Source organism: Clostridium sp. OS1-26, from assembly GCF_030915445.1.
In the GTDB taxonomy this organism is placed as follows: Bacteria; Bacillota; Clostridia; order Clostridiales; family Clostridiaceae; genus Clostridium_AM.
In genome coordinates, this window is the sequence record NZ_CP133264.1 from 4,064,231 (window position 1) to 4,076,815 (window position 12,585).

12 protein-coding genes are annotated in these 12,585 nt (G+C 31.0%); all 12 read left to right on the forward strand.

Annotated elements, in window-relative coordinates; genetic code table 11:
* Window positions 1–164 precede the first annotated feature (164 nt).
* The 12 genes from RCG18_RS20095 to RCG18_RS20150 all read left to right on the forward strand — a co-directional run bounded on the left by RCG18_RS20095 (window position 165) and on the right by RCG18_RS20150 (window position 12,580).
* Window positions 165–2,171, forward strand: coding sequence for a Na+/H+ antiporter (locus RCG18_RS20095; RefSeq protein ID WP_308037802.1), 2,007 nt, complete (start codon window positions 165–167; stop codon window positions 2,169–2,171).
* Between the two features lie 219 nt (window positions 2,172–2,390).
* Complete coding sequence (locus RCG18_RS20100; RefSeq protein WP_308037803.1) at window positions 2,391–3,578, forward strand: sensor histidine kinase; 1,188 nt, start codon at window positions 2,391–2,393, stop codon at window positions 3,576–3,578.
* Between the two features lie 123 nt (window positions 3,579–3,701).
* On the forward strand, window positions 3,702–4,355 hold the full coding sequence (locus RCG18_RS20105; protein ID WP_308037804.1) for a response regulator transcription factor: 654 nt from the start codon (window positions 3,702–3,704) through the stop codon (window positions 4,353–4,355).
* A gap of 164 nt (window positions 4,356–4,519) precedes the next feature.
* Entirely contained in the window at window positions 4,520–5,644 is a 1,125-nt protein-coding gene (locus RCG18_RS20110; protein ID WP_308037805.1) for an FtsX-like permease family protein, read from the forward strand.
* Between the two features lie 48 nt (window positions 5,645–5,692).
* Window positions 5,693–5,851: a hypothetical protein gene (locus RCG18_RS20115; protein ID WP_308037806.1), complete on the forward strand. Its 159-nt coding sequence runs from the start codon at window positions 5,693–5,695 to the stop codon at window positions 5,849–5,851.
* An 11-nt stretch (window positions 5,852–5,862) separates the two neighbouring features.
* Complete coding sequence (locus RCG18_RS20120; protein WP_308042065.1) at window positions 5,863–6,372, forward strand: ATP-binding cassette domain-containing protein; 510 nt, start codon at window positions 5,863–5,865, stop codon at window positions 6,370–6,372.
* Window positions 6,372–7,262: an ABC transporter permease gene (locus RCG18_RS20125; RefSeq protein WP_308037807.1), complete on the forward strand. Its 891-nt coding sequence runs from the start codon at window positions 6,372–6,374 to the stop codon at window positions 7,260–7,262. Before RCG18_RS20120 ends, RCG18_RS20125 begins: the two co-directional genes overlap by 1 nt.
* 23 nt (window positions 7,263–7,285) lie before the next feature.
* Complete coding sequence (locus RCG18_RS20130; protein WP_308037808.1) at window positions 7,286–7,495, forward strand: hypothetical protein; 210 nt, start codon at window positions 7,286–7,288, stop codon at window positions 7,493–7,495.
* A 31-nt stretch (window positions 7,496–7,526) separates the two neighbouring features.
* Window positions 7,527–10,616, forward strand: coding sequence for an efflux RND transporter permease subunit (locus RCG18_RS20135; RefSeq protein ID WP_308037809.1), 3,090 nt, complete (start codon window positions 7,527–7,529; stop codon window positions 10,614–10,616).
* Entirely contained in the window at window positions 10,606–11,181 is a 576-nt protein-coding gene (locus RCG18_RS20140) for a biotin/lipoyl-binding protein (protein ID WP_308037810.1), read from the forward strand. Before RCG18_RS20135 ends, RCG18_RS20140 begins: the two co-directional genes overlap by 11 nt.
* On the forward strand, window positions 11,142–11,879 hold the full coding sequence (locus RCG18_RS20145) for an efflux RND transporter periplasmic adaptor subunit (protein WP_308037811.1): 738 nt from the start codon (window positions 11,142–11,144) through the stop codon (window positions 11,877–11,879). Before RCG18_RS20140 ends, RCG18_RS20145 begins: the two co-directional genes overlap by 40 nt.
* 443 nt (window positions 11,880–12,322) lie before the next feature.
* Complete coding sequence (locus tag RCG18_RS20150; protein WP_308037812.1) at window positions 12,323–12,580, forward strand: hypothetical protein; 258 nt, start codon at window positions 12,323–12,325, stop codon at window positions 12,578–12,580.
* Window positions 12,581–12,585: the final 5 nt, after the last annotated feature.

The following is a 12,585-nucleotide window of genomic DNA, read 5'->3' on the forward strand; positions in this document are numbered from 1 at the left end:
TTAGAAGTTAATAATATAAACTATGAAGCTAGGATGTGGTGAAATTCACCACATCTTTTTATTTCACATTTGCTAATTAGTTTTGAATCAATATTTTTTAAAGAGGAATCATAATTACAGTATGGTATTATTAATATAGATAGTGATAAAAAGGAGAGGATTATTTGGAGATATTTATAATTATTTTGATTTTACTAGCAAGTATTGGGGTTTCTAATATTATAAATCGTTTTATCCCCTCATTTCCTATTCCATTGGTTCAGATTTCCTTAGGAATGATACTAGCAATCCTACCGCTAGGTATACATATGACATTAGAACCGGAGTTATTTTTAGTATTATTTATTGCTCCACTTTTGTTCAATGATGGAAAACGAGTATCAAGAAACGAATTATGGAGTTTAAGAACTCCAATTTTATTAATGGCACTTGGATTGGTTTTTGTAACTGTATTTATTGTAGGACATGTTATTCACTGGATGATTCCATCCATAACTTTATCAGCAGCATTTGCATTAGCAGCAATTTTATCACCAACAGATGCAGTAGCCGTTCAAGCTTTATCCAAGAGAATCCATTTACCTAAAAAGATAATGAACCTTCTTGAAGGAGAAGCATTAATAAACGATGCTTCAGGATTAGTAGCATTTAAATTTGCGGTTGCTGCAACTGTTAGTGGAAGTTTCTCATTAATTAAAGCTACTGCTAGTTTCTTTATAATTGCCATTGGTGGCCTTTTATGTGGTGTTGTTCTATCTTTTTTAATTATTCATCTACGTAGATTTATTCGTCGTTTAGGTATGGAGGACGTTACAATTCAAATGTTGATTCAAATATTAACCCCATTTTTCATTTATTTAGTTTCAGAACATCTAGGGGTATCAGGAATTTTGGCTGTTGTTTCTGGAGGGATTATACATTCTATTGAGCATGAGCGCATGGAATCTTTTATGTTAAAATTACAAATTGTTTCAACTAGCACTTGGTTTGTAATCTTGTTTATTTTGAATGGTCTTGTTTTCTTGATTCTTGGATTGCAAATTCCTGGTGTAATAAAAATAATATTTGAAGATGAGAAGTTTAATAACTTACAGGTTTTTGGATATATTGTGGTTATTTCCATCATTTTAACTATAATTAGATTTTTATGGGTTTACATATTTGGCGAAGGAAAGCTTAAGTTTAGAAAAGAAGAACTTTTCGATAAATCGAGATTTAAAGCAGCTGTTTTAACGTCACTTTCAGGTGTTAGGGGAGCAGTAACTTTGGCGGGAGCATTTTCAATTCCCTATGTTTTACAAGGAGGGGCACCTTTCCCTCAACGTGATTTAATTATATTTATATCAGCAGGAGTTATCCTTTTCAGTTTACTTGAGACAAGTATAATTTTGCCTATTCTTGTGAAAAAAGAGGAACATTCAAAAGGGGAAGATAAAAATAAAATTGAGCGAAAAGCACTTATAAAAGTAATAGAGGCTTCCATTAAAGCATTAAAGGAAGAGATAGATGATGAAAATAAAAAAGCTGCTTTAAATGTTATTGATAGCTATAATAAATATATTAGGAAGAGTTATAGAAGTGAAAATCAAGTTGAGCTAAATTTACAGTCTAGTGAAATGAAAAAGAACATTTATGCTAAGGCACTTAAAGTAGAAGAAAAGGAAATTGAACAATTATTTAAAGCAGGAGAGATTTCTCAAAATGTCTACAACATTCTTAAAGAAAAATTTAATCATACAGAAAGTATTTTATCAAATGAGCTAAACCATAAAGTTATCCTGGCTATTTCAATAATAAAAGGAGTTGCGTCAAAAGTATTTTCTTCATATAAAAATGATTCTATGACTGATGTTAAGGAAATTGAAACAGCCAAAATATCAGCGTATAATGCAGCCATAGCAGCTATTAGAAAAGAAATTAATGATGAAAATAGAGGAGCCTCATTGGAGATAATTGCACATTATAACGAAATTATTAGAAGAATACAAAAAGGTAGTCAACCTAAAGATAATGAACAATTTAATAAACATAAAAGAGAGCTCCAATTTAAAGCTATTGAAGTACAGAGGAAAGAAGTTCAATCTCTCTTTGAAAATGGAGAAATCAATCGTGAACTTGCAAATAAATTACGGAGATTTATAAACTACTGGGAAGCTACCCTAATGGAATAAGAATTTATCTTCCTTAAAAGAATTTTATATAAGTATTGTTAAATTATGATGTAAAAGATTGTGAAATTTGGTATAATAACATTGGTAAATATCCATAAGGTGTACGTACAACAAAGTTTCTATAGCAACAAAAACCAAAATAGTTTTTGTTGCTAAAATTATTTTAAGGTTAACTAATACTAATCACAGCAATGAAAGACTTATTTGGGGGAATTTCTAATGAATAATAAAGCTAAAAATATTGTAATAATTATAAATTACTGCGTATTTACATTAATTATGCTAGTTGACTGTATATATAATAGTACAAATTGGTTTATACTGATGTCTTTATACTTTATTCTTCTAACGGCATACTCAATTAATACATTTTTTCTACATGATCCCTTGAATAAGTGGGGAATTTTAAAAAAGCATAATCTAATGATTTTGGCTGTATATATTTTAGAGGTATGTTTAATATTTTTAATTAATAGATTTGACAGTACCCATGTATCTATAGGATTATATCTTTTTATGTTAGCTGACATAGTTGTAAATCAAGGTTTTATAGGAGGAATTATTGCTTTTTTTACATTATATTCTATATCTGGTGTTTCCATTTTAAGCAAATTAGATTATGATAATGTTAGAGCTATTTCTTCAACACTATTAAATTTGCCAATTTTTATTGTAGTGTATATAATATTTTTCCTAATTAATCATCTTTTAAAGCAGACGGAACTTATAGAAGCAGCACTGAAGGAAGTTACTGTTAAAAAACTAGAAAAAGATTCTATGTATAATGACCTTAAAGAAGCTTATGAAAGAGTAGAATCTATAACTGCATTAAAAGAGAGAAATAGGATTGCTAGAGAAATACATGATACAGTAGGGCATACTTTAACTACAGTTTTAGTCGAAATGGAAGCGGCTAAAAGACTTATAAAAAAGGATGTAAATCTTGCAGAGAGCAAACTTAATCTAGCTCAGGGGCAGGTTAGAAAAGGTCTTAATGATATAAGAAGTTCTGTACGTGTGCTTGAAAATGGACAAGATATACTTGATTTTTATTCTGATATAAAGTCAATCATAGCGGAAACAGAAAAACATTCAGGGGCAATAATTAAAGCACAAATAGATTATAATATAGCTCTTACCAAAGCCCAGGAAAAGGTTATTATATCAACACTTTTAGAGGGTCTCAGTAATGGTATAAGACATGGAAAGAGTAGTGCCTTTTTAGTTAAGTTGTATTTAGATAATGAAAGAGTATTCTTTTCTCTTGAAGATAACGGAGGAGGGGCCGACATAGTTACTTATGGCTTTGGGCTTAGAGCTATGAGAGAAAGAATATTAGAACTTAATGGAAGCCTTGATATATCATCAAAACTTGGAGAGGGTTTTAGTATATATATTAGCTTTTAATATAGGGAAAAGACCGAAAGTCAACTTATACGTCGGTCTATGTTTTCAAGTTTCAGTGCACTACAAAATGTATTACTAATGTTTTTGCACGATAAATACTTTTAATGAGGTGAACTGTGGGATATGGACGAAATAAAAATACTGATAGCAGATGATCAAACTTTAATGAGAGACGGATTAAAGACAATTTTAGAGTTAGAAGAGAATTTTAGAGTTGTAGGCACGGCAAAGGATGGTGAAGAGGTATTAGATTTTTGTAAAAAGAACCCTCCAAATTTGGTATTAATGGACATAAGGATGCCTAAAATGGATGGAGTTAAATGTACTAAAATATTGAAAAGCTTATATACTGAAGTTGTTGTTTTAATCTTAACTACATTTAACGATGTGGATTATATTGTTGAGGCTTTAAATTATGGAGCGGCGGGATACATACTGAAAGACATAGAAGGAGATGAACTTGTTAAGGCTATAAATGATGCCTACAAAGGTTCACTTATGCTCCCTTCAAGTGTAGCTAAAAAGCTTGTTGAAAAGCTTTCTGAAAATGCCATAATTAAACCTAAAGAAAAAAAGATATTGCATGATTTTTCAGAGAGAGAAATCGAAATTGCAAAAATGCTGTCAATGGGTTTCAATAACCGCCAGATAGCTTCATCACTTTTTATATCTGAAGGTACAGTTAAGAATTATATAAGTAATATTTACAGTAAACTTGGAACTTCAGATAGAACTGCAGCTGCAGTTGAGATAAACAGAGTCCTTGGTACCAGATAAAAAAAAGAATTAAATCATAATAAAAAAGTTACCACAGTCATAAAAAAATGTGACTAAGGTAACTTTTTTATTGTCGTAATTTCGCTTATTATTATATTTGGAAGTAAACCGGATAAGAAATACAGGTAAGGAAAATAAATGCTTACTTAGAAGGGAATATAGTAATGAAGGTTTTATCAATTTTAAACTATAGTAGAAGAAATAAAGATAAAGTTATAAGTTCTATTATTCCGGTGTTAATTGCAGTTTCTTTTTTGTATTTGATTAATACCTTTGTGAAGTCAGTAGAGAACTCTTTGTATAAACTTAGTATAGATTCTTATAAATACCATGCTACCATTATGTCCTGTGATGATGAAAACATAATTAAAAAAGTTAAAGATAATGAAAATGTAGAAAGATTAGTTCCTTTTATGCAGTATGGGATAAAGTACAGTATTCCAGGAAGCTTAACTTGGGCGGAGGTAATAGGGGTAAAAGACAAAGATATGAATTATTTTTTAGAGAAAGAATCTATACAGGTTATGATCGGAAGATTGCCGGAAAAAGATAAAAAGGAAATTGCAGTAAATTACTTGGTCGCAAAAAATAAAAAAATAACTATTGGAGATAGCGTTGGAAATGCATTCGATAAGTTTGATGGGATAAATGGAGAATATAAGGTAGTCGGAATACTAAAGGGTGCAAGTATGTTGTCTGTTGTACCTTTTAATAATGAAATTTTTAAGGATTATAGTGATAATGAAAAGTCTTTGAAGAGAGGAATAATAGTTTTTCCTAAAAGAAATAAGATTAATGAGGTTAACAAGCTAGTTGAGAGCTTACCAAAAGGGAAAGCAGTATATAACACTTTTAATACTTTGGATAAAGAATTTCATGAGGTTGAAGGTTCTATGAAAATTCTAGAGGTCATAAGTATATTATCTATATTTCTAATGGTAGTTACAGTTGGAAGCTCAAAATATGTTGAGTTTTTTAATAGAAAAGAGGGCGTTGGAATACTAAATGCTATTGGTTACACCAAAGGTCAGATACTAAAGATGGCAGTATTAGAGGTTACGATAGTTAATACAATTTCATATGTTTTAGGACTACTTTTAGGCATTGGGATAAGTTACTTGGTTAAAAAAAATATTTTTGAGAATATCGGTGCTGTAGGAGTAGTATTTGACGGAAAGGCTTTTCTTGTATCTTTATATATACCTCTATTCACTACATTATTTACTATAGTGCCTGTAAATGAAATGATAAACAAACTTAATCCTATTGGGATGATTGAAAATAACTAACTTTAGATTTAGTATTAGCATTTTGAGGATGCCTAAGGAGAGAATATTATGATTTTTAAAATGGAAAGCGTAAATTTAGTTTATGACATAGGTAAAGAAGCTGAAACCTATGCACTTAAGGATATAAATCTTTCTCTAGATGGTGATAGATTTATTGGAATTATGGGACCTTCAGGAAGCAGAAAAGCTCTCTTCTTTATGCACTAGCAGGTTTTAAAATACCTACTTCAGGAAAGGTTTATTATAAAGATATAAATTATAATAAAATTTCTCCCTCTGAAAGTGCTGGTATAAGAAGAAGAGATTTTGGTTTTATTTTTCAGAGACATTTTTTAATTGAGTATATGACTGTACTAGAAAATGTATTAGTACCAATAAATGATGATAGCAGAGAGGCAAAAGAAAAAGCAGTATCCATACTTAGTAATTTTGGGGTTGCCCATCTTGCAAACAAAAAACCTTATCAACTGTCTGGAGGTCAAAGGCAAAGAGTTGCTATCGCGAGAGCATTAATAGGAGATCCAAAAGTAATTTTTGCAGATGAACCAACAGCAGCATTAGATTCTAGTGGTGCTATAGAGGTAATGAAATTTCTTGAGAGCTATAAAAAAGATAAGATGATTATAGTAGTAACTCATGATCATAGTATTTTAAAGAATGCCAATTATGTCATTAACATGTTTGATGGTGCCATTGTTTCCATTGATAAAGGCAGGGGAGGAATATAATGAAACCTCTCTCAACGGCCATTTATCTAAAAAATAACATAAAGAAAGTTCTGCCAGGTTTTGCATGTATGTCCTTAGGTGTATTTATTATATATTTCTTTTCAATAATATTATACAGCAGCATACTTCAAATAAACCGGGGCTCCTTAAATATGTTTGAAAAAGCAACAAGTGTTGAGTCTAATACTAAAGATCCCATACCAGATAAAATTTTAAATAAAATCGAGGAATGTAGTAATGTAGAGTATATAATACCCATTATAAATAATATTGGAAGTTTTCGATATAAAAGCCCCTTTGGTGACATTAGTACTGAAGGTTTTAATGTTTTTGAAGAGGATATGCCTAAAATTCTTAAAGCTTTTGATATAAAGCTTGTGGAAGGAAAACTTCCTTCAGCAAACAGTAATGAACTACTTATACCGCTTAAGATTGCCAAGCAAAATAAGATTAAAATAGGAGATTATTTAAGTAAAGATACTGATTTAAATGTAATTTTAAATAAAAGATACAAGGTATGCGGTATAATCGATGGAACTGTAGATATCATGCTAACAACTAATGCTGGGCATACAAAACGAGAAGAGATGCTAAACCACAGTTTAATATTTTCTCTAAAAAATAGAAATGACAAAATGATTAATGATGAACTTGCAGCTATGAAAGAAAGTAAGGTTACTATTATTGATTATAAGTCTGCATATGAAGAGATGAATGAAGTACTTCAGGTTGTGAATTCTCTTAAATATACTCTAAATTTTATAGTAATTACAGTTTTATGTATTTCACTTGGTAACTTAAATCATATACTGTTTTCAAACAGAAAAGGTGAATTTGCTATTTTAATTGCTATTGGGTACAAAAAACGACTATATATAAGAAGCTTTTAAAAGAAAATATAACCTTAAACCTATTGGCATTTATTTTTGGTATTACATTCACAATAATAGCAGTAGAATTGTTAAATATAGTAGCCTTTAAGCCTAATGGTCAGTATGTCTATAGTTTTCATGTAGGCAGCATTTTTACTGCTTTTCTAGTTCCACTATTTGTATCGATAAGTAACATGATTTCACCCTTAAGGAATTTTAAGGCTATGGATTATGAATATCTTAGTCTTTAAAAGATAGATAGTATTAAAAAGGAGGACAAACATGAGTATAACCGAATTATCAGTAAAAAGACCAACCGCAATATGGATGGCAGTAGTGCTAATACTTGCACTAGGTGTCATTGGATATAAAAATATGGGATCAAATTTATTGCCATCCATGAATATACCTGTTATATCAATAACTACTTCTTATAATGGAGCTAGTGCAGAAGATATAAAGAAGGATATTATAAAACCTATAGAAGATTCTGTATCTGGAATTAGTGGTATTGATACAATTAACTCCAGTGCAAAAGAAGGATATGGTACAGTTACAATAACTTTTAAGATGAAGGTAGATACAAACACAGCTTATTTAGATGTTCAGAAAGCAGTTGAGAATGCATCAAGCAAGCTTCCCAAAGATGCTGATAAACCTATCCTGTATAAAATGAGCGCCAGTGATCAACCAATTTTAATTCTATCTGTAAATGGAGCTGCTAATTATGACGAGCTTTATAATGAATCTGATAGATTAAAGGATGAGATAGAAAAGGTAACAGGGGTAGGAAGAGTTACATTAGTAGGTGGAGACAAAAAACAACTAATGATAAAACTTGATAAAACAGCTATGAGCTATTATGGAGTAAGTGTTAACTCTATAGAACAAAAACTTCAATCAAATAATTTAAACATACCAGGTGGAGAAATTAAACAGGAGGATATGGATGAATCCGTAAGAGTAGTTGGTCAATTCAAGAATATTAATGACGTTAAAAATTTACAAATACCAACTTTAGCAGGAGGAAATATACATCTTTCTGATGTAGCTAAAATAGACATGGAAGTTCCAGAGTCTAATACTACAATAAGATTTAAGAACAATAAGACTATAGGAATAATGGTTACAAAACAAAGTGATGCCAACATAGTGACAGTAGCTGATAATGTAAAAAAACAGCTAGATGAAATTCGAAAAACTATACCTAAAGGAATAAACATAGATGTTGCATTTGATAATACTATTTTTATTACTTCTGCATTGACAGAGATAAAACATAACCTTCTAGAAGGAATAGTAACTACAGCAGTAGTACTTTACTTATTCTTTAGAAGTTTACGTTCATCACTGGTGGTGTTAGTTTCTATACCAACGTCCCTTATAGCTACTTTTTTCCTTATGCATCAATTCCATTTTACCTTAAACTTAATGTCTCTTTTGGGGTTATCTTTAGTTATAGGTACTCTGGTAGACGACTCTATAGTAGTACTGGAAAGTATACAAAGACATTTAGACATGGGGAAAAATCCTATAGAGGCATCTATTACTGGTCGTAGAGAAATAGGACTTGCAGCAATTGCTATAAGTTTGTGTGATATTGTTATATTTGTGCCTATTGCTTTTATGTCAGGTACGGTAGGACAAATTTTTAAAGAATTTGGATTAACAATAGCTATAGCTACAATATTTTCTCTTATAGTTTCTTTTACCCTTACTCCAATGCTTTCTTCTAAATTACTTAAAAAAACAGATGTTAAAAAGAAAGAAGAGGCAGAGAAAAATGGGTTGTTTAGCAAGGTTTTAAAATTATATAAAAAGACTCTTCTGTGGTCATTAAATAATAGGTGGAAGGTTTTAATTATATCTATATCAGGCATAGTATTCAGTATAGCACTCTTTTTTACTGGAGCGATAAATACAGAATTTATGGCTAAATCTGATGAAAGCTTTATCACTATAAATATATCACTAAGCCCTGGTTCTACACTAAAACAAACAAATGAAAAGGTAGTTGAAGTAGAAAACTATTTGCATAAAACTAAAGAAATAAAAAACTATTTTACGATAGTTGGAGGAAATGGTGAATCAGGCTCGGATAAAGCTGTTGCTAGACTTTATGTTAATTTAGTTCCTAAGAAAGAACGTAAAAAGAGTCAAAGCGAGGTTGCAAGTGAGGTTCGTGAGTTTGGTAAAAAGATACCTGGAATAGATTTTCAAGTAGCAGAATCTGATAGCGGCGGTGGAGGTGGTAAACCAGTATCTATTAAAATAAAAGGAAAAGATGAAGACACCTTAAAAGCATTATCAAATGAGGTTGAAAAATTAATAAAAGCGACTCCAGGAACAACGGATATAGGAAATTCAACAAAAGTGAGAAATAGTGAAATAAGAGTAAGTGTAGATAGATTAGCTGCTTCTAACTATGGACTTAATACTTCAGATATAGGTGGGGTTATAAGAGTTGCATTATCAGGTAATCAGGTAGGAGTTTATAGAGCAAATAATGAAGAAAATAATATAACTCTTAAATTTATGAAGGGAGAAGTTCAAAGTGTTAATGATATTAAAAATATAAGAATATCTAATACTTTAGGACAGCAAATATTACTAAGCCAGGTTGCAACTATTGAAAAAACAGATACTCCTCCATCTATAGAAAGAGAGAATAAACAGGATGTAGCTGTTGTAGAGGCTAATGTTCAAGGTAGAGCAGTTGGACCAGTTATTAATGATGTTAAAGATAAATTAAAATCACTTAAAGTACCGACTGGATATACTATAGGCTTTGGTGGTGAAGATAAAAATATGAATGAGTCCGGTAGATCTCTTATGCTGGCACTCGGAGCATCTATAGCGCTTATATACATGATACTAGTAGTACTTTATGAATCCTATTTAACACCAGCCATAAGAATGGTTGCATTACCTTTTGCTTTAATGGGAGCGTTGATTGCTTTAGCAGTAACTAAACAAAGTTTAAATGTAATGTCGGGAATCGGAATAATAATGCTTGAAGGACTATCCTCTAAAAATGGTACATTACTAATAGATTATACGAACACACTGATGAAAAAAGGTATGACTTTAAAAGATGCCCTTATAGAATCAGGTATGACAAGATTAAGACCTATAATAATGACAACTGCCACAATGATAGTTTCCATGCTTCCAGTTACATTAGCACTAGGAGAAGGAAGTGAGATGAAAAGGAGTATGGGAGTGGTAATAATAGGTGGTATGATTGTATCAACTGTAGTTACGCCTATTGTACTGCCAGTAGTATATACATTTATAGATGATTTTAAAAACTTTATTTTTAGAAAGACTAGAAGCAAAAAGGTAAAGGGGGCAGGAGAATATGAACTTTAAAGGAATTAGTGTAAAAAAGATTAAAAAGAAGCAAGTAATATCAATTGTAGTTCTGATTTTAATAGTTGCTGCTGCATTTCAGGGTATTCGTTCTTTAAAGAAAGATAAAGGAATGGAAGCAAAGCAAGAACTAAGAAATGTTAAGGTACAAAAAATAAAGAGCGGAAGTATATCAGCAGATGTAGAATTCCCAGGCAATTTAAAAGCCAAAACCCAAGTGGTTGTTTTCCCTAAGACTGGTGGAAGAGTTGTTAGTGTCAATGTTAATGTAGGAGACAAGGTTACTGCAGGACAATTACTATACACATTGGATACAGCAGAGTTAGAGGCAAATCTTCAGTCACAACAGGCAGGGCTTCAAGCAGCAAATGCTAACTTAGAAAAAACAAGTGATTCAGCATTGGCACAGCAAGTATCTCAATCGGAACAGGCTCTTCAAAAATCAAAAGTGAGATTTAATGATGCACAAAACAATTATGATAAAATGCAGAAATTATATGCAGCAGGGGCTATATCAAAAAAGACTTGGATGATGCGAAAACTCAATATGACAATGCATCTATAGATTTAAATGCAGATCAAACCAGCTTAAATTTAGTACTCGATAAAATTGGTCCGCAAAACACAAAAGCTGCAGCGGCTCAAGTAGCACAGTCACAAGCAGGAGTAAACTCTGTACAAATTCAAATAGATAATGCTAAAATTACATCACCTATTTCAGGGATAGTAGCAGCAAAAGATGTTGAAGTAGGTCAAATGACAGGCGGTCAATCCGGTTCTGTTACTGTTATAGATTCAACTAGTGTAACTGCAGAGATTACTGTTCCAGATAAAATTTTGGGTAGACTTCAAGTAGGACAATCGATACCAGTAGTTGTAAGTGCACTAGAAAATAAAGAAATGCCGGGAGTTATAGAGACAATAAGTCCAGAAGCTAACTCTAAAGACAACTCTTATATTGTTAAGATTAAAATTGATAACGCTAACGGAGAGATAAAATCTGGTATGTTTGCAAAAGTATCTTTACAAACGGAAAGCAAGGATAATGTGTTAACTGTTCCTAATCAAGCTATCAAAATAGAGAATGGCGTAAATTATATTTATATAGTAGAAAATGGTAAGATTAAAAAGGTATCTGTAAACATTGGAATTTCAAATAATAAATTCACAGAGGTATCAGGCAATATAAAAGAGAATGATGATATAATTACCGAAGGACAAAGTATATTAGCTGATGGTGAAAAGGTGAATATAGTAAAATAAACATAAAAGGGGATGTCTCATAATGCATAAAAATGCAATATGAGAAGTCCCTTATCTGTTTTATCCGATGACTACCCGCTCTAATACTCCCCCTTCTCAAAGTGGGAGTAAAGAGCGGCTACGTCCCTGGATAACGATTTCTAAGCATAAGATGGAGTTAAAACTCCATCTTATGCCAAGAACTCTGTTTATAACCGAATTTTATTTGAAAAGTTAATTATTTATAATATATTTGGGGCTATTTTAAAATATTTTTGTATAATAATTTATTTTGATGCAATCCCTTTTAATGCAATTGAAGTACAAAAAAGGAGTTATTATAAAAAGTGACATTTCGTACTTAAATATGTATAATTTGTATCATATTGGTTTAAAATTTTTGCTTATATGTTATTATAAATTAAATGGGTATAAACTAAAATATTATAAATGGAGGGATATGTGTGAAAACTTTAAAAAGTTACTTAAGAATTTTATTTTCTATATTATTTTTAAGTCTCATTTTATTTAATTGGGGGTGCATAAGTGGAAAAGCAGAAGAGGCACAAAGTGTTGATTTGCAAAATAAGATAATACCATTAAAAACTACAAAAGCTGGGAATGGATTTGAGGACTTAGATAAACTTCAAGAAATACTAAAAGATAAAAAAATTGTAGCAATGGGAGAAGCCACTCATGGTACTAAAGAATTTTTGAAATGAAGCAC